The organism is Streptomyces sp. HUAS 15-9, assembly GCF_025642155.1.
Lineage (GTDB): Bacteria > Actinomycetota > Actinomycetes > Streptomycetales > Streptomycetaceae > Streptomyces.
On sequence record NZ_CP106798.1, the window covers coordinates 948,305 to 971,808 of the forward strand.

General features: G+C 73.3%; 8 protein-coding genes. 3 read left to right on the forward strand and 5 right to left on the reverse strand.

The genetic code is table 11. The features are described from left to right. Nucleotides 1–19 precede the first annotated feature (19 nt). From N8I87_RS04285 to N8I87_RS04295, 3 genes are all read right to left on the reverse strand, one after another. Nucleotides 20–14,179: a type I polyketide synthase gene (locus tag N8I87_RS04285; RefSeq protein ID WP_263205591.1), complete on the reverse strand. Its 14,160-nt coding sequence runs from the start codon at nucleotides 14,177–14,179 to the stop codon at nucleotides 20–22. Between the two features lie 190 nt (nucleotides 14,180–14,369). Next, complete coding sequence (locus tag N8I87_RS04290) at nucleotides 14,370–16,106, reverse strand: fatty acyl-AMP ligase (RefSeq protein ID WP_263205593.1); 1,737 nt, start codon at nucleotides 16,104–16,106, stop codon at nucleotides 14,370–14,372. A 194-nt stretch (nucleotides 16,107–16,300) separates the two neighbouring features. Further along, nucleotides 16,301–16,768, reverse strand: coding sequence for a hypothetical protein (locus tag N8I87_RS04295; RefSeq protein ID WP_263205596.1), 468 nt, complete (start codon nucleotides 16,766–16,768; stop codon nucleotides 16,301–16,303). 110 nt (nucleotides 16,769–16,878) lie between these two features. On the opposite strand from N8I87_RS04295, the gene N8I87_RS04300 reads away from it, so the two are divergent. Further along, nucleotides 16,879–17,973, forward strand: coding sequence for a baeRF3 domain-containing protein (locus tag N8I87_RS04300; protein ID WP_263205597.1), 1,095 nt, complete (start codon nucleotides 16,879–16,881; stop codon nucleotides 17,971–17,973). Nucleotides 17,974–18,032: 59 nt separating this feature from the next. Further along, entirely contained in the window at nucleotides 18,033–19,058 is a 1,026-nt protein-coding gene (locus N8I87_RS04305; RefSeq protein WP_263205599.1) for a Gfo/Idh/MocA family protein, read from the forward strand. On the opposite strand, the gene N8I87_RS04310 is transcribed toward N8I87_RS04305, so the two are convergent. Together N8I87_RS04310 and N8I87_RS04315 are read right to left on the reverse strand one after the other, a co-directional pair. Continuing rightward, nucleotides 19,048–21,111 carry a phosphocholine-specific phospholipase C gene (locus N8I87_RS04310; RefSeq protein WP_263205601.1) on the reverse strand — a complete coding sequence of 688 codons (2,064 nt, stop codon included), beginning with the start codon at nucleotides 21,109–21,111 and terminating at the stop codon, nucleotides 19,048–19,050. The genes N8I87_RS04305 and N8I87_RS04310 overlap by 11 nt on opposite strands. A 139-nt stretch (nucleotides 21,112–21,250) precedes the next feature. After that, nucleotides 21,251–21,664 carry an SsgA family sporulation/cell division regulator gene (locus tag N8I87_RS04315; RefSeq protein ID WP_263205603.1) on the reverse strand — a complete coding sequence of 138 codons (414 nt, stop codon included), beginning with the start codon at nucleotides 21,662–21,664 and terminating at the stop codon, nucleotides 21,251–21,253. A gap of 361 nt (nucleotides 21,665–22,025) precedes the next feature. Here N8I87_RS04315 and N8I87_RS04320 point away from each other — a divergent pair, with 361 nt between their 5' ends. Continuing rightward, nucleotides 22,026–23,465, forward strand: a complete 1,440-nt coding sequence (locus tag N8I87_RS04320) for a PP2C family protein-serine/threonine phosphatase (protein ID WP_263205605.1) — start codon at nucleotides 22,026–22,028, stop codon at nucleotides 23,463–23,465. The last annotated feature ends 39 nt before the right edge of the window (nucleotides 23,466–23,504 follow it).

Genomic DNA, 23,504 nt, shown 5'->3' on the forward strand with positions numbered 1-23,504 from the left:
GTCCTTGCTCCTGGGTCCGTCACTGCTGCTCCCAGGACCGGAACGCCCGCAGATGGTCCGGTGTGACGACGGCGTCCAGCCGCTCGTCGTCCTGGTGGCCACCGCCGAGCGCGGCCAGCAGCCGCCGTGCGGGCGCGTTGCGCGGGGTGCGCTCCGCCGACAGCCGGACCTTGGCGCAGCCCAGCGCGTCGGCCCGGTCGGCCAGCCACGCCAGCAGGCGTTCCTCGACGCCCCGGCCGAGTGCGCGGCAGCTCATCATCCAGGCCAGGACGTCGAGTTGGCCGCCCTCGGCGCGTACGGCGAGCAGGGCGATCTGACCGTAGTCGCCGAACCGGTCCCGGGCCGCCGCCGTCCACACCTCGCCGCGCTCCCGCCACCGGGCGAGATCGCCGCCGTCCGAGGAGCGGGCACGCAGGGTGAACTGGTTGGTGCGGCGCACGAGTTGCTCGGCGCGCTGTACGTCGTCCTCGGCGAGGGCACGGATGTCGACCGCCAGCTCCAGCTGGGCCAGGAACTCCTCGAACCCGCCCTGTTCGCGCACCGCGTCGCGCTCCCGCTCCTGCTCGTAGAACCGCGCCCGCAGCGCGTCCTCGGCGGTCGTCGCGGCCGGGACCAGCGGCCACAAACGGCCCAGGAAACCGTCGAGTTCGCCGGTCGGCGGGCAGGTCACGGACAGCACCAGCGGCAGCGCCGCCCGCATCTTGGCGATCTCGGCCGGGTTGTCGTCCAGGAACAGGAAGCTGTCCACGCCGAGGTTGAGCGTGCGCGCCGCGTCCGCGATCCGGGCCGGCTTCGGGCCCCAGGCGGCGGAGAGCACGCTGAAGTGCTCGGCCTTCAGCAGGCTGTCGGGGCGGTCCAGGACGGCCCGGACCGTGGCCTCGTCGTTGTTGCTGACCAGCGCCAGCAGTGCGCCCGCCGCCCGCCACTGGAGCAGCCTGCGCGCCAGCAGGGCACGCGGTCCGGTGAGGTCCACCGCCTCCGGGCCCAGCTCCCCGGCGACACCGCCCCACAGGGTCTCGTCGCCGTCGACGGCGATGACCTTGGGCGCCGGACGCAGCACGGCCCGTACGACCTCGGCGAGGCGCAGGGCGACGGCCGCCTGGAAGTGCGGGGTGAAGGGCAGGTGGGCCAGCCGCTCGGTGCGCGCGTCGAAGCGTTCGTCGACCCGGTGGTGGCGGGTCCACTCGTCGGGGCCGAGGACCGCGATGCCGGGCAGGTCGGCCAGGTCGGCGGCGATCCCGCGTTCCCATTCGACGAAGCGTTCCTCTTCGTGGGCGGCGGGCGGGAAGCCGACGACGAGCGGCCTGCGGGTCCGTTCGGACAGGGCCTTCAGCGCGGCCGGGTAGGCGGTGCGCAGCTCGGCGAGGAGCGTGTCGTCCACCGGGCCGAACCGTTCCAGGTCCGCGGCCCGCAGCAGCACCACGCCCACCGCGGTGGCCGGGTCGGCGAGGACACCGGACGGGTCCTGAAGGCTCGCCAGGACCTGGTGGTAAGGGGCCTCCGCGACGGTGACGCCCTCCTCCTCCAGTGCGGACTCACACATCAGCGGGAGGTTGCCGAGGGCGAAGGTGGCGGCGAGGCCGAGGGTCGGCCGCCGTACTGCGGCGGGCCCTTCCTCACGGGCCACGACCGCGGTAGCACCGCCCTCGCGGGACACGGTCGCGGTCGCACCGCCCTCCCGCACGACCGCCGTCGCGTCCCGCGCCGTCTCCTCGAGCAGCCGCACGAACTCCTCCCCCAGCGCGGTGGCGGTCGCCGCGTCCAGGATGTCCAGGTTGTGGTCGAGCCGGACCGTGCCCGCGTCCGGGGTCATGGTGATCATCAGGTCGAGGTCGGTGTATCCGATCCCGGCGGGCAGCACCTCCAGCCGGTTCAGCCGACCGGAGAAGCGGACGAAGTTGAAGTACACCTCCACGAGCGGCGCGTTCGCCCGGTACAGCCCCTGCTTGGCCAGTGTGGCCAGGACGTCCGAGAACATGGCGCCCTTCGCCAGGACCTTCTCCAGCCGGCCGTCGGTCCGGCGCAGCACCTCCTCGACCGTCTCGCCCGCGGCGGCCTGCGCCGGGAACGGCACGGGCACGCCGTAGAAGCCCACGGCGCCGAACGCGTCGGCGTGGATGCGGGTGTCGACGGGCACGGCGAGCACGAACCGCTCGCGCTCCCGCTTCCTGGCGAGCAGCACGGTCAGTGTGCCGAGGCAGAAGGCGGCCGGGGTGACGGCCAGAGTGCTCGCGGCCGCCGAGACGCGCTCCATGAGTGAGCCGGGGAGGGTGACGGTCACGCTGCCTGCCCGGTACGAACGGTCCTCGGGCCGGTCATGGGTGAGTGTCAGGTCCAGCCGCTCGCTGCCGTGGAAGGCCTCGCGCCACTCGGCGGTGGCGCCCTGGCCGCCTTCCTGGGCCTCGATCAGCAGGTCGATGTCCCGGTTGGTGACGGTGCCGCCGAGCGGGGTGCCGGACAGTTCGGCGTCGATCTCCCCGGCCACCAGCAGCAGGGACTGCAGATCGCTGACCGCGTGGTGCGCTCCGAAGACCAGGATCTGGCCGCCGGTACCGCCGTCGAGCAGTTCGAAGCGCCACAGCGACGGGCTCGCCAGGTCGAACGGCGGCTCCAGCAGCCGGCGCAGCCGGTCGGCCGGATCGGCGTCCGGGTCGGCGGTCCAGCGCAGCAGCGGCCGCGTCAACTCGCGGTCCACGCGCAGCTGTCGCCCGCCCTCGGGTCCGGTGACGATCGCGGTGCGCAGGGCGGCGTGCCGTGCGGCGAGCCGGTCGACGATGTCCGTGAGGGTCTCGCGGGTGGAGGGCGCGGTGAGGCGTACGGCGAGGCCGACGCCGTGGGCCGCGTCGGGCATGCCCGGCTGGGCGCTGCGCAGGAGCCGTACGACGTCCCGGGTGGCGGGCCGCAATTCGGTCTCGGGCACTTCCGCCGCCCGCTCCGGCTTCTCCTCGCGCGCTGCCGTCTCCCGCTCGGGCAGGGCCGCGCCCAGGGCGCGGGCGAGGCCGCGGATGTCGGCGGCGGAGAACACGTCGGCGGCCGGGAGTTCGACCCCGAGCTCGCGGGCGAAGGCGTTGCGCAGCCGGACCAGCATCAGGGAGTCCAGGCCGAGTTCCTTCAGGGCCGTGGTCGCGAACACGTCCACGGCGCCGCCGGAGACCTCGCCGACCCGGGCCCGTACGTACGCCTCCAGCCACTCGGCGCGGTCGTGCTCGGTGGTGGCGGCGAACACCTTCCTGACGAGGTCGTCGGTGTCGGCGCCGCCCGTCGGAAGGGTGATCAGGTCGCCCAGGATCGGGCGGCCGCGCACCGCGTCGGGGTCGAGCCCGAGCAGTTCCCAGTCGAGGGCGATGGGCGCGAGCTGACGGCGGCCGGTGGTCAGCACCCGCTCGAACAGTTCGCCGCCGTCCTGCGGGGAGAAGGCGATCAGTCCGGAGCGGCTGGTCTCGGCGGCCCGGGTGCCGGACTCGGCGACCATGCCGACGCCGGCCCAGGCGCCCCAGTCCAGGCTCAGCGCCCGCCGGTCGGCGTGGGCGAGGTGATGCGCCCAGGCGTCGAGGAAGGCGTTGGCGGCGGAGTACGGGCTCTGACCGGCCGAGCCGAGGAGTCCGGCCGCCGAGGCGAACAGCACCAGGCTCCGGGCTTCCGGAATCAGTTCGGTGAGCAGGGCGGTGCCGAGCACCTTGGGGGCGAGAACGCGCAGGACGCGTTCGTCGGTCAGGTTCGCCACGGTGGCGTCGTCGAGGACACCGGCCGCGTGCACGACCGTGGTGATCGGGCCCGCCTCATGTCGTACGGCGTCCAGGGCGGCCGTGAGACCGGCGCGGTCGGCGACGTCGGCGCGGGGCAGGTGCACGGTGACACCGCGCTCCTGAAGGCCCCGGATCCAGGCGGTGGTTTCGGCGTCGGGCGTTCCCCGGCTCATCAGGGCGAGCTGTCGGGCGCCGCGTCGGACCAGCCGCTCGGCGACGACCCGGCCGAGGCCGCCCAGACCGCCGGTGATCAGGTGGACGCCGTCGGTGCCGGCGTCACCGGCGTCGTCCGGGCGGGTACGGGCCAGACGCGGCACCAGGCGGCCCGACTCGCGCAGCGCGACCAGCCGTTCGTCGTCCGCGTGCCACAGCTGCGTCCACAGTTCCCCGGCGCCGCCCGTGGGCGGCAGGTCGACGAGCGTGGTCGCCAGTTCGGGGTACTCCTGCGCCACGGCGAGGCCGAAGCCCCAGGCCAGCGCCTGCTGGGGGTGCGTCACCCGGCCGCTGTCACCGGCGGCCTGGCTGCCGCGGACGACCACGAACAGGCGGGGCGTGCGGCCCTTCGGCCGGTCGGCGAGGGTCCGCACCAGATGCAGGGTGCTCAGGCAGCACAGGCGGGCCGCCTCATCGGCGGTGCGTGCGTCGCCGATCGCCGGGGCGTCGAGCGCGGAGAGCTGGACGACCCGTCCGGGCGGCCCGTCCGGGTAGGCCTCGTCCAGCAGACGGGCCAGCTGGGCGGGGTCGGCCGGATCGAGCACATAGCGTCCGGGGCCTTCGACGCCGAACGCCTCTCCCCTGCGGGCGATGACGTGCGGCACCAGATCCCCGAGCCGTTCAGCCAGTTCTTCGGCCACTCCGGTCTCGTCGGCGAGGATCAGCCAACTGCCGCCGTCGGGCGCCTCCTGTGCCTCGGGGCGGGGCTGCCAGCGGGTCTCGAAGAGCGCGCCGTCCAGCGGCGAGAGCGCGGCGAGCCGGAACTGAGAGGCCTCCAGGACGAGTTGTTCGTCCTCGTCCCACAGCCGCAGGTCGAGCGTCGCGGTGTCGCCGTCCACGCCGCGCAGGGCACAGGTCACCCAGGCCGGTGTGGTGCGCAACCCGGTGAACCGCAGCCGTCCGACCCCGGCGGGCACGAACGCCCGTCCCTGCGGGGCGTTTTCGGGGAACGCGGCCGAGTGGAAGGCGGCGTCGAGCACGGCGGGGTGCAGCAGATGACCGGCGGCGGGCTTGGCGGCGAGCCGGCCGACCGCGGCGGCATCGCTGCGGTGGCCCTCCTCCAGCCCCCGGAAGAAGGGGCCGTACTCGATGCCGAGGGCGGCGAGTCCGGCGTACACGGCCGGTACGTCGACGCGCTCCGCACACCGCTCGCGCAGCGCGGACAGGTCCTCGCCCTCGTCCGCCGCGGGACCGGCGTCGGCAACCGCGATCCGGCCGGTGACATGCCGTTCCCAGCGCTCGCCCGGCGCGGCGGAGGCGACGGTGAAGTCCCGGAAGCCGTTCTCGGCCGGGCGCAGCACGAGTTGGAGCCGTACGGGCCGTTCCTCGTCCAGCCGCAGCGGCTGGACGAACGCCACGTCGGCCAGCCGCACCTCGCCGCCCTCCGTCACCGCGGTCGCGGCTTCGAGCGCCATGTCGAGGAAGGCCGCACCGGGCAGCCACACCTCGCCGGTGACGCGGTGGTCGGTCAGATAGACGAAGCGGGAGTCGCGCAGGTCGATCTCGCTCTGGAAGATGTCCTTGTCCGGCTCGTCGCTGGCCTCGACGTGGGTGCCGAGCAGCGGCGAACCCCCGGCCGCGCCGCCGCCCTGGACCGGGGCGAGCCAGTGCCGTTCGCGGGCGAAGGCGTAGGTGGGCAGGTCCGCCCTGTGGCCCTCGGGGAACAGCGCGGCCCAGTCGGGCGTGTGCCCGGCCGTGTACAACTCGCCCACCCTGCCGAGCAGTACGTCCCGGCCGTCGCGCTGCCTGCGCAGCGAACCGACGCCGACCGCGTCGATGCCGGCCTCGGCGGCGACCGCCTCGACGGACGAGGTGAGCGAAGGGTGCGGGCTGAGCTCCACGAAGTAGCGGTAGCCGTCGGCCAGCATCCGCCGGACGGTGTCCGCGAAGCGGACGGGCTGCCTGAGGTTGGCGAACCAGTAGGCGGCGTCCAGCCGGTCCCCGGGCACCGGTTCGGCCAGCACCGACGAGTAGAACGGGGTGGGTGTGCGGGTGCCGTGGACGACGGAGAATCGGTCGAGCAGTTCGTCGCGGAGCGGCTCCAGCAGCGGGGTGTGCGAGGCGAACGGCGTCGACAGGACGCGTGCGGGGATCTCCCGCTCCTCCAGGCTCCGGCGCAGCTCGGCCAGTGCGTCGGCGTCGCCCGAAACGGCCGTGCCCCGGGCGCTGTTGAGGGCCGCGACGAACAGCCGGTCGGCATACGGTTCGAGCAGTTTCTCGACGTCCGCGGAGGGCAGTTCCACGGCCAGCATGCCGCCCTGTCCGACCAGGGGGACGACCGCCTGGGCGCGCCCCGTCACCACGGCCACCGCCTCGTCCAGTGTCAGGGCGCCCGCGGTGTAGGCGGCGGCGATCTCGCCCAGGCTGTGTCCGACGACCGCGTCGGGTGTGACGCCGAGTTCGCGCCAGGCGGCGGCCAGGGCCGCGTTGACCGCGAACAGAACCGGCTGGAGGTACTCCGTGCGGTCGAGCGGGGAGAACTCCTCGGGTGCGCGCAGCACATTGAGCACGGACCAGCCGACCTGCCGGTGGACAGCCTCGTCGATTCGGGTCAGCTCCTCGCGGAACGCCTCGGAACGGGCCAGCAGTTCCATGCCCATGCCGGTCCACTGGCCGCCGTGCCCGGCGAACACGAAGGCCACCTTGCCGGTCTGCTCCTCGCGGGGCGGTGTCAGGGGCCTGCGCCCGCTGCTCAACGCCTTGAGGGAGGAGAGCAGTTCGTCCCGGTCGCCGGCGACGACGGTCGTGCGCCATTCGAAGTGGCTGCGGTGACGGGCCAGGGTGTGGGCGACGTCCGGCAGCGAGGTGTCGTCGGTGACGTACCGGGCCAGCCGCGCGGCCTGTCCGCGCAGCGCCGTCTCGCCGCGTCCGGACAGCACGAACAACCGCTTCTCGGGCAGTGTTTCACGCGGGGCAGCAGGGTCGACGGGCACGGCCGCGGGCTCGACGCGCGGGGCCTCCTCGACGATCACATGGGCGTTGGTGCCGCTGATGCCGAAGGCACTGATCCCGGCGCGCCTGACCCGCTCCCCCGTCGACGGCCAGTCCACGGCCTCCTGGAGCAGCCGCAGCCCGCTGCCGTCCCACTCGACGTGCCGGCTGGGCGTGTCGGCGTGCAGGGTGCGCGGCAGGGTCCGGTGGCGCAGCGACTGGACCACCTTGATCAGCCCTGCCACGCCCGAAGCCGCCTGCACATGGCCGATGTTGGACTTGAGGGAGCCGAGGAACAGCGGGCGGTCCTGGGGACGGGAGTCGGCGAAGACCTCGGCCAGCGCATTGGCCTCGATCGGGTCGCCGAGCGTCGTTCCGGTTCCGTGGGCCTCCACGTAGTCGATGTCGGCGGGTTCCAGTCCGGACACGTCCAGCGCCCGCCGGATCACCTGCTCCTGCGCGGGGCCGTTGGGCGCGGACAGGCCCTGGCTGCGGCCGTCCTGGTTGACGGCCGTGCCGCGCAGCACGGCCAGTACCTCGTCCCCGTCGCGCCGGGCGTCGCTCAGCCGCTTCAGTACGAGCATGCCGACGCCCTCGGCCCAGATCGCGCCGTCCGCGTCGTCGGAGAAGGAACGGCAGCGGCCGGTCGGGGACAGTCCGCGCAGCCGGCTGAACTCCACGAAGGTCTGGGGTGTGACCATCAGCGTCACTCCGCCGGCCAGCGCGAGATCGCACTCGCCGGTCCGCAGCGCCTGTGTCGCGAGGTGGGTGGCCACCAGGGAGGAGGAACAGGCGGTGTCGACGGTCATCGCCGGACCGTGCAGGCCGAGGGCGTAGGCGAGCCGGCCCGAGGCCACGCTCAGCGCGGAGCCGGTGCCGACGTAGCCGTCCAGCTGGTCGAGCCGGGAGCCGGACAGATAGTCGCTGCCGAACATCCCGACGTACACACCGGTGATGCTGCCCGCCAGTGCGGCGGGCACGATCCCGGCGCGCTCCAGCGCCTCCCAGGACGTCTCCAGGAGCAGCCGCTGCTGCGGGTCCATGGCGGCGGCCTCCTTCGGGGTGATGCCGAAGAAGCCCGGGTCGAAGGACTCGATGTCGTCCAGGAAGCCGCCCTCGCGGGCGTATGTCTTGCCGAGGGCGTCCGGATCGGGGTCGTACAGCGACTCCACGTCCCAGCGCGCCGCCGGGAACGGACCGACCGCGTCACGGCCGTCCGCGACCAGCCGCCACAGTCCCTCCGGGTCACTCACCCCACCGGGCAGCCGGCAGGCCATGGAGACCACGGCGATCGGCTCGTCCGTCGCCGGGGCGGCGAGGCGTGCCGGGGCGGACGCGGTGCGCCGGGCGGCACGGTCGCCGTCCGTGACGAGGACGTGGGACAGCAGATGGGCGGCGAGCCGGCCCGCGGTGGGGTGGTCGAACAGCAGAGTCGCGGGGAGCCGGGCGCCGATGCGGTTGCCGATGCGGTTGCGGAGTTCGACCGCGGTCACCGAGTCCATGCCGAGGTCGCGCAGCGGCTGGTCGGGGCGGACGGATTCCGCCGAACGCAGGCCGAGGGCGCGGGAGACCTCGTCGCGGACCAGGGCAAGGACGCGTTCGGCGCGTTCCGGCTCCGGCAGCCGGGCCAGGCGGTCGGCCAGGCCGTCAGCGGTGGGCCGGTCGGTGCTGGGCGCGGGCAGCAGCGAGCGCCACAGCGCGGCCCCGTCCGCGTGCTCGCGCAGCCGGGGCAGGTCCAGGACCCAGGCGACCAGGTGCGGCGCGTTCCGCCGCAGGGACAGCTCTACCAGGTCGCGGCCCTGGTCGGGGGTGAGGGCGCGATGGCCGAGACGCGCCATCCGCTCCAGGTCGGCGTGTGCGGCGGCGAGGCCCTCGCCCGCCCACGCGCCGAACGAGACGGAGACGCCGGGCAGGCCCAAGGAACGCCGGTGGTGGGCGAGTTGGTCCAGGAAGGCGTTGGCCGCCGCGTAGTTGCCCTGGCCCGGGTTGCCGACGACACCGGCGGCCGAGGAGACCAGCAGGAACAGGTCGAGGGGCGCGTCCGCGGTGAGCCGGTGCAGATGGGCGGCGCCGTCGGCCTTCGGGCCGAGCACCCGTGCGAGCCGCTCGGGGGTCAGCTCGGCGACCACGCCGTCGTCCAGGACACCGGCACAGTGCACGACGCCCCGCAGCGGCGACTCCTCGCCGATCCCGGCGAGTACGTCGGCCACGGCCGCCGCGTCCGCCACGTCGCATGCCGCGACCTCGACCTCGGTGCCCAGCGCGGCCAGTTCGGCGGTGACCTCGGCGGTGCGGGGATCGTCGGCGCCCTGACGAGAGGTCAGGAGCAGCCGGGGAACGCCGAGTTCGGCGAGGAGGCGGGCGATGTGCCGGCCGACGGCTCCCAGACCGCCGGTGATCAGCACGGTGCCGTCGGTGGGGACCGGGGTGGGGGTGCCGGCCAGGTCCAGGACCACGGGGCGGTCGGACACGGCCCGGTGGCGGATCGCCTCGCGGACGTCGGTGACATGGAAGACGCGCGGGTGTTCGGCTGCCGCTGCCGCGGCGGTGAGCGCCACGTCGTCCGCGACCACCGTGATCCGTGACGCGTCGGTGACCGCCTCGGAGCCCGGCGCGGTGTCGGCCGTGGCGGCCACCCGCAGGCCGGGAAGAAGTCCCTCGACGTCGGCGGCGACCTCGGTCAGCACACCCGCGCACGCGACGGATGCCGCTCCGGGCGCCGGGAGCGCGAGCGCGTGCACCTGGATCCGCACCTGGCCGGGCCCCAGCGGCAGGGGCTCGGCGGTGCGCAGGGCCGGATCGTCGGCGAGGACCAGTTCGTAGTGGTCCCCGGCCGGCACGCGCAAGGTGTCCGCGGGGCGGGCGCGCACCAGCCTCGGAACGAGCAACGTACCGGCACGAAGGGCGAGTTCGGGTTCGTCGGAACGGCCCCCGGTGGCGAGCAGAGCGGTCGCCATGTCCGCGTGGTCGAGATCGTCGAGGTCGAGCAGGGTCAGCCCGAGGTCCGGGTGCTCGGCGCGGGCGCTGCGCGCCAGGCCCCACAGCACCGACTGGGCGAAGCCGGTCACCCGGTCGCCGTCGGCGGCGGCGACCGCGCCGCGGGTCACCCATACGGTCCGGGACGGGGCCTCCTCCCCGGGCAGCGCGATCAGGGCGTGCAGTTCCTCCAGTGCCGCGGCGGCCAACTCCTGTGCCACGGCCGCCGGTTCGGCGTCATCGGCCGGACGCGGCCAGATGCGTACGACGACGTCGGTGCCCGTGTCGCGCACCTCGGCCCCCGCCGCGCCGAGGCCCTGCCGGGCCGCCGCGACCTGTGGATCGGACCCGTCCCCGACGACCGCCCACACGGTGCCCTCTGCGGCGGAGGGCTCCTCGGGCAGATCCGTCCACGCGACCTCGTACAGGTGCCGTCCGTTCTCCGAACCGCCGCCCAGGTCGGCCGGGTCGGCGGCGCGCAGCCGTACGGTCTCAAGGCGGCCGGCCGGGAGTCCGTCGGCGTCCCACAGGGTCACGTCCAGCGTGAGGTCCGTGGCCGAACCGCCCGTGCGCCGTACGGACGCGGTCAGGTCGGCGGCGCCGCCGGGCGGCAGCACGCAGCGGCCCACGGCGACCGGGAGGAACACCCGCCCGCCGTCGGCGTCGAAGGCCGCGGCGACCTGGAGGGCGGCGTCCAGCAGCGCCGGGTGGACCGGGTAGGGATCGGCCACGTCACGGGCGTCGGACGGCAGCGAGAGGCGTGCCAGCAGCGTGTCGTCGTCGGTCGCGACCACCGACCGCACGCCCTGGAAGGCGGGACCGTAGCCGAGGCCGAGCACGTCCAGCCGCTCGTAGGTCTCCGGGGTCCAGAGCTCCTCGGCCGTCTGCGGCCACACCGGCGGCTGCCCGGCCGCCACGGGGGCGGACTCGGCCGCGGACGCGGTGGCGTGCAGGGTCCAGCCGGTGGCGTCCTGGCCGCGCGGGCGGCTGTGCACGGTGATCTCCGGCACGGGACCGGCGGTGACCACCTCGACGGACACCTCGACCGTGTGGGAGTCCGGCAGCACCAGGGGGCTGAGCAGGAGCAGGGCGGTGACGTCGGCCGGGGTGTCCGGGCGGGCCACGGCGAGGGCCGCGCGGCACAGCTCGGCCAGGGTCGTGCCGGAGACCACGGTCCGGCCGAACACGGCGTGGTCGGGCAGCCAGTCGGCGGTGGCCGGGGACCACTCGTCGCGGAAGGTCCAGCGGGTCGCGTCGGCCGACTGGAGCTGGATGCCGAGCAACGGGTGCGCGGCGCGGTCGAACAGACCGGGACCGCCCGTGCCGGACTCGGGCTCGGTCCAGTGGCGCTGCGGATCCCAGGCGTACGTCGGCAGGTCCACGGGCGCCGTGCCGGCGACCAGGCGGCGCCAGTCGATCCGCCGTCCCTGGACGTGGAGTTCGGCGGTGGCCCGGTCCAGGCAGGCGCGGGCGTCCTCGTCGCGGCGCAGCGAGCCGACGGCGAGCAGATCGTGGCCGTGGTCCTCGCCGACGGTGCGCAGGGCCGTGAGCAGGGAGGGGTGCGGGCTGAGCTCCACGAAGTGGCGGTAGCCGTCGGCAGTCATGCGCTCCACGGTGGGGGCGAAGCGCACGGTCTCCCGGAGGTTGGTGTACCAGTAGTCGGCTTCCAGCTCCTCGGTGACCGGCTCGCCGGTGACGGTGGAGTACCAGGCGACGGACGTCGGGCTGCTGATGACGCCGTCGAGTTCGTCGAGGATCGTCGCGCGGACCGGTTCGACCTGGGCGCTGTGGGAGGCGTAGTCGACCTCCAGGCGCCGGACGAAGACCTGCTCCGCCTCGAGGTCGGCGAGGAAGGCTTCCAGGGGGACCACGTCGCCGGCGATCACCGTGGACCGGCCGCTGTTGACGGCCGCGACGCTCACCCCGTCGGGGAGCCGTGTCTCCACCTCGGTGTGGGGCAGGGCCACGACGGCCATGGTGCCGGTGCCGGACAGCTCGGTCAGTGCCTGGCTGCGCAGGGCAACCACGGCGGCCGCGTCGTTGAGGCTGAGCGCCCCCGCGACACAGGCCGCGGCGACCTCGCCCTGGCTGTGCCCGATCACGGCGTCGGGCCGGATGCCCCGGGCCCGCCACACGGCGGCCAGCGACACCATCACGGCGAACAGCACCGGCTGGACCACGTCCACCCGGTCCAGGGACGGGGCGCCCGCCTCACCGCGCAGCACCGAGGTCACCGACCACTCGGTGAAGGGCCGCAGGGCGGCGTCGCAGCGGTCGAGTTCGTCGGCGAACACCGGGTCCCGGTCGAGCAGGTCGCGGGCCATGCCGGTCCACTGGGCACCCTGGCCGGGGAAGACGAAGGCCACCTTGCCCACGGGCCGGGTCTGCTCGGGGCCGACGGTCAGGTCGGGGTCGGGCTGTCCTTCGGCGAGTGAGCGCAGTGCGGTGAGCAACTCGTCGCGGTGGCCCGCCCGGACGACGGCTCGGTGGTCGAAGTGGGTGCGGTGGTGGGTGAGCGTCGCGGCCACGGCGGGCAGGGGCAGCTCCGGCCGGGCTTCCAGTGCCGCGCGGAGGCGGGCGGCCTGTCCGCGCAGGGCGGGAAGTCCGCGCGCGGAGAGCGGGAAGAGGCAGGTGCCGTGCGGTTCACCGGCGAGGGGGCTCGTGCCGGACCCGGTGCCTTCCTGTGCCGGCTCCTCGGGCGCCTCCTCCAGCACCACATGGGCGTTGGTGCCGCTGATGCCGAAGGCGCTCACTCCGGCCCGCCGCGCGCGGCCCGCCTCGCGCGGCCATGCCTCGGCGTCGCCGAGCACGCGCAGGCCGCTGTCCGTCCAGTCGATGTGCTCGGTGAGGGTCTCGGCGTGCAGCGAGGCCGGAATGCATTCGTGGCCGAGGGCCAGCACCGTCTTGATGACGCCGGCGATGCCCGCCGCGGCCTGGGTGTGACCGATGTTGGACTTGAGGGAACCGACGCCGAGCGGCCGGTCGGCAGCGCGGCCGGGCCCGAACACGTTGGCCAGCGCCCGGCCCTCGATCGGGTCGCCCAGCCGGGTGCCCGTGCCGTGCGCCTCGACGTGGTCCAGGTCGTGCGGGGTCAGCCCGGCGGCGTCCAGCGCGGCGCGCAGCACCCGTTCCTGGGCGGGGCCGTTGGGCGCGCTCAGGCCCTGGCTGCGGCCGTCCTGGTTGATCGCCGAGCCCTTGACGACGGCCAGCACCCGGTCGCCGTCCCGGCGTGCGTCCGCGAGCCGCTTGAGCAGGACCAGCCCGCAGCCCTCGCCCCACACCACACCGTCGGCGTCGGCCGAGAACGGGCTGCAGCGCCCGGACGGCGACAGCCCGCGCAGCCTGCTGAACTCGACGTGCCCGCGCGGCGTCACGAGAAGCGTCGCGCCACCGGCGAGCGCCAGGTCGCACTCGCCGCTCGCCAGCGCCCGCGCCGCCAGATGCAGCGCGACGAGGGAGGACGAGCAGGCGGTGTCGACGGTCACCGCGGGGCCCTGGAGGCCGAGGGTGTAGGCGATGCGCCCGGAGGCCACGCTGGCGGCCGAGCCGGTGCCGACGTGCCCGTCGAGCTGGCCGAGCGAGGCGGCGGCCAGATAGCCGCTGTCGTACAGGCCGACGTAGACGCCGGTGGAGCTGCCGTTCAGCGTGTCCGGGACGATGCCGGCCCGCTCCAGTGTCTCCCAGGCGGTCTGCAGCAGCAGCCGCTGCTGCGGGTCCATGGCCGCGGCCTCGCGCGGGGAGATCCCGAAGAAGGGCGCGTCGAAGCGGTCGATGCCGTCCAGGAATCCGCCGCGCAGGGTGTAGGCCTTTCCGGTGGCCTCCGGGTCGGGGTCGTAGAGCCCGTGGGTGTCCCAACGGCCCGCGGGGACCTCGGAGACGGCGTCCTCACCCGCGGCCAGCAGCCGCCACAGCGCCTCGGGGTTCTCGGCACCGCCGGGGAAGCGGCAGGCCATGGAGATGATGGCCACGTCGTCGTCCGGACGGGCGGCAGCGGCCCGGACCGGCTCGGGGTGCGTCGACGCCGGTGCGCCGAAGGGTGGTTCGAGGACGGCCTCGGCGATCACGGAGATCGTGGGGTGGTTGAAGACCAGGGACGGCTCCAGGGGCCGGCCGATCCGCTCGGAGAGCTCGGCGGCAAGGGTCACCAACTGGCGTGAACCGATGCCGAATTCGGCGAGGGGCCGGTCCGGGTCGACGGCCGGCGGGTCGATCCCGGCCGCCTCGGCGACGGCCGACGCCAGCCAGGCCCGTACGCCCTCGGAGGTCGTCGGGGACGGCTCGGGGGACTGCTTCGGGGACTCGTTCGCAGGCATCTGGGCAGGTGTCCTCGTGAACTCGGGCTCAGGCGGATGCCGTACGGCCGCGCACGCTACGGCGCAGGCGACGGCATGGGGGCAGGGCTGACCGTCGTACGAGGGACGTACGACGGTCAGCGGTCGGCGGCGGGCATCGGCGACCCGGCCGTGCCGCCGGCACCGATGGGGGCGCCGGCGGCGGGCGGTGTCACACCGCGGAGGGCTCGCCGATCACCGCGAGGGTGCCGTCGAGATGGGCCGCACGGGTGGCGCGGCGCTGGATCTTCCCGCTGGACGTCTTGGGGATGGTGCCGGGCTGGACCAGCACGACGTCACGCACCGACAGGCCGTGGGCCTCGCCGAGCGTGCTGCGGATCAGGTCGGTGACCTTCTCGGCCTCGCCGACCGCGTCCGGGGACAACTCGGCGACGACGACCGCCTGTTCGCCCTCCGTTCCGCAGTCCACGGAGAACGCGGCGGTGCAGCCCGGCCGCAGCGCCGGGTGGGACAGCTCGGCGGACAGCTCCAGGTCCTGCGGGTAGTGGTTGCGGCCGTCGATGACGATCAGGTCCTTGAGGCGGCCGGTGACGAACAGTTCGCCGTCGCGCAGGAATCCGAGGTCACCGGTGCGCAGGAAGCGGCGCTCCTCGCCGGTGAGGGCGTCGGGGAGCGTGGCGCGGAACGTCTCACGGGTGGCGAGGGCGTTGCGCCAGTAGCCCTTGGCGACGCTCGCGCCGCCGACCCAGATCTCGCCGACCTCTCCCTCTGGCAGTTCCTCCCGCCGTTCGGGGTCGGCGATCACCACGGTCACACCGGGGCCGGGGCGTCCGCAGCCCACGGCCGCGGCGTCCGCCTCACCGGCGTGCGGCCCGTTGTCGGCGGGTTCGAGCAGCGTGGGCGGGGTGTCCACGGAGCCGCCGGTGACCATGAGGGTGGCCTCGGCCAGGCCGTAGCAGGGGTAGAAGGCCTCGCGGCGGAAGCCGGCCTCGCCGAAGGTCTCGGCGAAGCGCCGCAGGGTGGCGGCGCGGACCGGTTCGGCGCCGTTGAAGGCGACCTTCCAGGAGCTGAGGTCGAGGCCGTCGAGCAGGTCCGGGCCGGCGTGCTTGAGGCACAGTTCGTAGGCGAAGTTGGGGCCGCCGCTGGTGTGCGGGCAAAAGCGGCTGACGGCCTGCAGCCAGCGCGCGGGCCGCTGCAGGAAGTGCAGCGGTGAGAAGAGGGTGGCGGTGGCGCCGAGGTACATCGTGTTCAGGACCGGGCCCATCAGGCCCATGTCGTGGTAGACGGGCAGCCAGCTGACGATCAGTTCGTGGCCGTACTCCGCGAGCGTGTCGGGGGTGTGGCCCATCCGCTCGGTGATGACCCGTTCGTTGTCCAGCAGGTTTCCATGGGTCACGACCACTCCGCGCGGGGCGGAGGTCGAGCCGGAGGTGTACTGGAGGAACGCGACGGAGTCCGCGGTGAGTTCGGGTTCGCGCCAGGTGGCGGCCGCCTCGTCGGGGATGTCCTCGGTGGCGACGCGGGCGATGCCGTCCAGTTCGGGGAGGTGTTCCGCCATGGTGTCCAGGGCGGCGATCACCTCGCGGCCGCCGAGGATGACCTTGGCGTCCGCGTCGGCTATCAGGCGCTTCATACGGGTCAGGGCACGGTGGTTCTGTGCCCGGCCCTGCGGGGGGACGCCCGGAACGGCGGCCACCGCGGCCGAGAGGCAGCCGAGGTAGGCGCAGATGAACTCCAGGCCGGGCGGGTGGAGCAACATGGCGCGGGACCCGGCGAGTCCGCGCTCCTGCAGCCAGGCGGCGATGGCTCGCGAACGGTCGGCGAGGCGCCCGTAGGTGAGCTCCTGCGTCTGTCCGTCGCTGTCGCCCGTGACGAGGTAGCGGTAAGCGGTCCGATCAGGGTGGGTCGAGGCGTGCGTGGTCAGTAAATCGACCAGGGAACGTGCCATTTTGACGAGTCTCACCTGTCTGAATTGGTGAGCAGGGAACTGACGCTCGAGGGACGCGTCTCGCGCAACCGCACAAGCCCTGCCCGACCAGGCCCCCTTGCCAGGTCGTCGGGCTCGGCACCCCCGTCGTCGGAGCCACGGGTCGAGCGACTCCAGATGATCCCCGCTTCGGTTTGCTACCGACGGGTAGCACCCTAGCAACTCTCAACTGATCGAAATGCCGAACGTGGGTAAATTGCTTGCGTACTCGGGGTCTCGGTGGGCCGACGGTACATGACGGCCAGGTGAACCCGCCCGGCCCGGCAACGGGATTGAGCCACCTGACGGATGGCCCGTACGACTCCTTCGGGATCGGCCGTCGACACGGCCAGGCGGTCGAAGGGCGCCGACGGCCGCAGCTCGACGAGGACGACGGGACCGTGCGCCCGCACGGCGACGAAGTCCCGGCCCTCGGCGTGCCGCCACTCGCCCAGACAGAACCGGTCGGGCCGCCAGCGGGCGGAGCGCGGCAGCCCGCGCAGCCCACGCCACCAGTCCGGCTCGACGCTCACCGCGCGGACCGCCGTGAGCGGCAGGCGGACCTCGCGGCGCCGGGCCAGCAGGCGCTCGGACAGGGCGAGACGGAGGACCACGTCCTCCCCGTCGACGACGAGCCGGGCCACCGCGACCACCTCCTGGGCGCATCTGTGCCCATGGCCGACCGGAGATCCACCCGTAAACGCCGTCGATTACCCCAAATGCCCGATCGGTGAATCGGCCCTATCGTGCTGTTATGGAGCACGCACTCAGTCCCGTGACCCTCGCAGAGCTGCGGCGTCCGCGCCCGTATCCCGCGGTGTCCGTGCTGACGCCGACGCATCGCCGAGAGCCTTACAACGCCCAGGATCCGGTCCGGCTGCGCAATGTCGTGGCCGAGGCCAAGAAGCAGCTGGAGTCCGATCCCTCGGTCAGCCGGGAGCGGCGCGTCGACGTCGTCGACCAGCTCGACCGGGCCCTGTCCGAGGTGGACCTGGCGCACGCCGAGGACGGCCTGGTGATCTTCGCCGCACCCGGTGAGCACCAGGTGTGGTCGCTCGGCCGCACCGTACCCGAGCGGGTCGTCCTCTCGGACACCTTCCTCACCCGCAACCTCGTCTCCGCACAGGCCGCCGAGCGGCCGTTCTGGGTGCTCTCGGTCTCCGCGGACCGCGTCACGCTGTGGAACGGCGGGCCCGAACGCGTCGTCGAGGACCATTCCGGCGGCTTCCCGATGACCAGGACGCGCGAGAACTTCGACGCGGAGCGCCGGGAACAGATCGGCGACACGCCGAGCACGTTCCGCGACGAGGGCACCCGTCACTTCCTGCGCGACGCGGACACGGCGCTGACGGCCGTGCTGCGCACCGACCCGCGGCCTCTGTACGTCACCGGCGAGCAGGCGGCCCTGTCCGCGATGGACGAGGTCGGCATGGTGATCAGGGAAGCCGTGCACGTCCCGCACGGCGGACTGGCGAACGGCACCCCCGACGCGGTGTGGCAGGCCATACGGCCGATCGTCGACGCGGAGGCCCGCAGGAACGCCGACGCCGTGGCGCGGGAGCTGTCCACCGCCCGGGGACGCAAGGCGTTCGCCGCCGGTGTCGACGAGGTCTGGCAGAGCGCCCGCGAGGGCCGCATCCGGCTGCTCGCCGTCGAGGAGAACTACCGCATCACCGTGCGTGACGACGGTGACCATCTGATCCCGGCGAAGAGCGGCGACCTCGACGCCCGCGAGGACATCGTGGACGAGATCGTCGAGCAGTGTCTGGAGACCGGCGCCGACGTCCGCTTCGTACCGGACGGCACCCTGGGCGACGAGAACGGGATCGCCGGAGTACTGCGCTACTGAGCACGACTTCTGGGCGGCGTACGCTACGGCGTGATCACCGGCCGGGAGGGAGTGCGCACGTGGGTGACCTGCTGGGCGTGGCCGTACTGGGTGCCGGCCACATGGGCGCCGATCACATACGACGCCTCGAGCACGTGGTGAGCGGAGCCAGGGTCGCCGCGGTCGCCGACCCCGACGCCGCGCGCGCCGAGGAGGCGGCCGCCGGCCTCGACGGGGCCTCGGTGCACACGGACGCGGTGGCCGCGCTGGACGCGCCCGGTGTGCGGGCCGTCCTGATCGCCTCGCCCGGCCCCGCGCACGAGGAGGCGCTGCTCGCGGCGTTCGCACGTGGACTGCCGGTGCTGTGCGAGAAGCCCATGGTGCCGGACTCCACGGGAGCGCTCCGCGTCATGGAGGCGGAGGCACGGCTCGGGCGGCGGCTGGCGCAGATCGGGTTCATGCGCCGCTACGACAGCGAGTACCGCCGTCTCAAGGCCCTGCTGGACGGCGGCACCCTGGGGCGCCCGCTGATGCTGCACTGCGTCCACCGCAATGTCTCCTCCCCGCCCGACTTCACCAGCGCCATGCTGGTCAACAGCTCGGTCTCGCACGAGATCGACGCGGCCCGCTGGCTGCTGGGCCAGGAGCTGACCGCCGTGACCGTGCTGCGCCCGGCGTCCTCGCCGGGCGCCCCCGAGGGCCTGGTCGACCCGCAGTTCGTGCTCTTCGAGACCGAGCGGGGGGCCCTGGTGGACGTCGAGGTGTTCGTCAACTGCGGCTTCGGCTACCAGGTGCGCTGCGAGGCCGTGTGCGAGGCGGGCAGCGCCCGCATCGGCGACGAACACACCATGGTCGTGACCTCGCGCGGCAGCGCGCGGGAGGAGGTGGCGCAGGACTATCTCGTCCGGTTCGCCGACGCCTACGACCGCGAGGTCCAGGCGTGGGTCGACGCCACCCGGCGAGGAACGGTCACCGGCCCCAGCGTCTGGGACGGGTACGCGGCCTCCGTGGTCGCCGAGGCGGGGGTCCGGGCGCTGGAGAGCGGCCGCCGGGCGGTCGTCGAACTCGCGCCGCGCCCGGACCTGTACGCATGGCTCAGCCGCTGACGCTCGGCGCGCCGGTCTCCAGGTGCCCGGTGAACCGGCGCGACCAGGTCGTGTCGGAGTCGACGGTGACCGTGAAGTCGTACCAGCCCCACTGGCGGGCCACCACGTCGTACCGGTCCTCCGTCGACGCGCCCGCGGCGACCGTGTACGTCCAGGGACCGTCACCGCGGTAGTGGTTCGAGGTGATGGTGAACTTCACCGACGAGGAACCCGAGTTGGTCATCCTGAAGTAGACGGCGAGTTCGCCGGTGCCGGGCTCCACGGCGTAACGCGTCCTCACCTCGGCCGACTTGCCGGCCTTCGTCGCGTCGCCCTGGAAGCGGCGCAGGAAGCGGTTGGGGCCGACCATGGTGAGGTCGTACTTGCCGCCGCCGTACGCGGGCCCGATGTTGAAGTAGTCGGAGGCGGTGCCGCCCGGGTCGACCGTGTACTGCCAGGGCGTGGTGTCGCGGTAGGCGTTCGGATGGATGGAGAAATGGGCCGCCCGCGCCGCCGGGGCGCCCTGGTTGGCCATGGTGAACCAGGCGAGGATCTCGCCGGTGGCCACGAAGTCCAGGTGGTCGAGGTATCCGTTCGGCTGGTACGGCAGCGCGCGGGCCGGGCGGGTTCCGGGCTCCTGGGCGGGCAGGGCGTTGTCCGTCGGTACGGGGTCGGGCAGCGGAGCGCAGGCGGCCATGCCGATGACGCCGGTCGCGGGCAGCGACACCGGGCCGTGAACCGGGTTGGCGAAGTCGAAGACGCCGGTCAGGTCGCCGCTGACCGCGCGTCGCCAGGCGCTGATGTGGGGGCACTTCGCGGGCCTGCCGATGGCCGCGGTCCAGGTCTCCAGGAAGCGCGCAACCGAGGTGTGCTCGAAGACCTCCGAGGAGACCCAGCCGCCGCGTGTCCAGGGCGAGACGACGATCATCGGGACGCGGAAGCCGAAGCCGTACGGCACGCCGTTCAGGAACTCACCGGCCGTTCCGGCGGGCGGGGCAGGCGGCGGGACATGGTCGAAGAAGCCGTCGTTCTCGTCGTAGTTGAGGAACAGGACGGTCGAGTCGAAGACGTCGCGGTCCGCCGCCAGGGCCTGGTAGACGAGGTTCACGAAGTGGGCGCCGTCGCCGGGCGGGGCGTACGGGTGCTCGGAGAATCCCTGGTCGGGGACGACCCAGGAGACCTGCGGGAGCGTGCCCGCGACGACGTCGGCCTTGATCGCGGCGGCGATGTCGTCCGGGGTCGAGCCGGTCACCTTCGGCACGGAGGACATGCCCCGGTCGTGGAGCGGGTCGCCGGCCTTGGCGTCGGCGAAGCTCTTGAAGTAGGCGCAGCCGTTGTCCCCGTAGTTGTCCGCCGCGTTCTGGTAGACCCTCCAGCTCACCCCGGCGGCCTGCAGCGCCTCGGCGTAGTTCTGCCAGGTCAGGCCCGACTCGTCGCCGCCGTCGTAGCTGGCGGGGTCGACCTTGCCGCTCCACAGGTAGGTGCGGTTGGGGCCGGTGGCGCTGAGGCTGGAGCAGAAGTAGGCGTCGCAGACCGTGTAGTTGTCGGCGAGCGCGTAGTGGAACGGGATGTCGGAGCGGTCCAGATAGCCCAGGGAGCGGACGCTGCCCACGGCCGGGACCCAGTTGTCGAGGCGGCCCTTGTTCCAGGCGGAGTGCTGCGAGGACCAGGAGTGCGGGAGTTCGCCGTTGCACTGGGCGAGCGTCTCGCCGTCCTTGCCGCCCGCGGCCGGGGTCGCGCTGAGCTTCCAGGGGTACTGCCGGCCCCGCCCGTTCGGCTGGCCGAAGACCGAGCGGCCGCCGCTCAGCACGATGCCGCTGCGGTCGTCGAAGCCGCGGACACCCTTGAGGCGCCCGAAGTAGTGGTCGAAGCTGCGGTTCTCCTGCATCAGGATCACCACGTGCCGCACATCCCTGATCGTGCCGGTCGCCGCGCTCCGGGCCGTGGCCGCCATGGGGGTACCCCCTGCTCGAGCGGAGTCGAGAGCTCGGGGAATCGTACCGGCGCCAACCGCCACACCCGCCGCCACGGAAGCGCCGAGCCCGACGAAGCCTCTTCGGCTGATCGGTGTCATTCGCCCCGTCCTCGTCACAGGGGTGCCCCGGTGGCACACCGCCTGCAAGCGTGCATGGGGTGTTCGTCGAGGGCCCTGCCCGTGCGATGAGACGGAGGTGAATAAGAGTCAAAGCCCCGTCCGGGGTGGCCGGGTGGCGTCAGACGCCGCCGAACAGGGCGCTCAGCCCGCGCTCGACCACCGCCCCGACGTCCTCCTGCCCGGCCGGCACCAGGGCGTAGGTGCGCAGCAGGAAGCGGCGCAGCGCCGAGGTGTCGAACTGGAGCAGGGCGATGCCGTACGGCGAGTGGAACTCGAGGACCGTACGCGTCCGGCCGCACGGCCAGACGTGCACATCGCCGTGTCCGGCCGGGGCGTTCAGCCCCTCGTCGAGGAGGGAACGCGCGAAGGTCCAGGTGACACAGGCGCCGTCGAGGGTGGACTCGGGCGGGAAGTCGAAGAACACGGCCAGCGGATCCTCGGAGGTGTACCGCAGCAGGGCGGGCACGGGGACCTCACGGTCCTCGGGAGTGACGAGACGGGCACGGGCGGGCTGCTCGAACGTGGTGTCCATGCCTTTACGAGTCCGCAGCGGCCGTTCGCATGGCGCGAAATTCGGACATAGTTGGTGCGGAGCGCGCCATGCCCCACTGAGACGGCAGGGGGCATAGAACACAGGCACGTCGAACATGCGCATGAGCGCTACACCCGGCCCCCTTCTGGTCGGTCAACACACGTATGCCGTCTACGACTTGCCCACCTCGTCGCGTACGCCATTCGCACCGGCCAACCACACATTGAAGACTCTGGCATATGCCGGAAGCACCACCGGATCGTGTGTTGCCAAATCCCTTACAGGGCGTCGCGGGCTGTGCGACAGTCGTAACCGGTCCCCCGTCCTCCTTGGCCGTCCCGTCCCCGCATCGGAGTGCGTCATGCCGTCCCATCTCTCCGCGGACCGACCAGCCGCCCAGCCACCCGGGCGCGGCTCGGTCGAGGCGCTGATAACACAGGCGCGGCGACTCAAGGGCGAGGTGGACGCCGTACGGCGGGACGCGCAGAGCGACGGTTCGGACCCCGAGGAGCGATGGCAGCGCGCACTGTACGACCTCGCGCTGCACCAACTCGACGATCTGGACGAGCACTTGGCCCAGCTGCGGGACGGACCACTGCCGGTGGCGCCGGCCACGGCCGAGCCGTTACCGACGGCCGCCGTGCCCGCGGCGTCCGGCAACACGGTCGGCGGTTCCCTGCTGAGCCGCGTCGGCAGCGCCGAGTGGAACCTGCTGACGGACGAGGCCAGTTGGTCCGGGGAGCTCTACCAGATCCTCGGCCTCGACCCGGCCGCACCCGCACTCACCCTCGACGAACTGCCGTCCCTGGTGCTCGACGACGACCGGGCGAAACTGACCGCGATAGTGACGGACTGTCTGGTCGACGCCAAACCGATCGACGGGGAGTTCCGCGTGGTACGGCCCGACGGACTCACGCGGACCGTGCACATGATGGGCGAGCCCGTGCTCGACGCCGACGGCAGCACCGCCTCGATGTGGGCCGTGCTGCGCGACGTCAGTGAACTGCGCCGCAGTCAGCGGACGGTGCGCGAGACCCGTGACTCGTTGCAGCGCCACCGGCACCAGGCCCAGACCGAGCACAGGCTTGTGGTAGAGCCGCAGGAAGCCGAGCTGCCGCCGTGGCGCGGCTCCCTGCGGCTCCCGCGACCGGGGCCACAGACCCTCGACCTCGCGGGCCGCCAACTGCCGTCCGCATCGAACACGCGGACCGGCGGCGACTGGTACGACGCGATCGAACTGTCCGACGGCGACACACTGCTCAGCGTCGGCGATCTGACGGGGCACGGCGTGAGCGTCACCTCGGGCATGGCGATGCTGCTGGGCGCCCTGCGCGGCATGGCGATGGCGGGCACCGAGCCCGGTCAGCTGATGGCCTGGCTCAACCAGTTACTGGACGCCACCGAGCAACCGGCCCTGGGCAGCGCCGTCTGCTGTCGCTACCGGCCCGCGACCCGCACCCTGGTGTGGGCGCAAGCAGGACACCCCGCCCCGCTGCTGTTCCGCGGCGGGACGGGGTGCGTGCTCAGCGCGCCGGCCGGCGTGCTGCTCGGCGCCACCTCGGGAGCCGGTTACGGGCAGGTCGAAGTGACCCTGGAACCGGGCGACCTGCTCCTGCTGCACACCGACGGACTGGTGCCCGGGCACAGCAAAGCGGACTCCCTCGACTGTCTCCTCGGCCTGGCCCCGCGGTTCGAAACGGCGGACACCGCTCAGGACTGCGTACGGGCGTTGGTCGAGGAACTCGGCGAGACCGGCCGCGAGGACGAGGCCTGCGTGCTCATCGCCAAGGTGAGTGAATAAGAACAGCCGAGACGGACGGATGGTTCGGCGTGGGCCGAG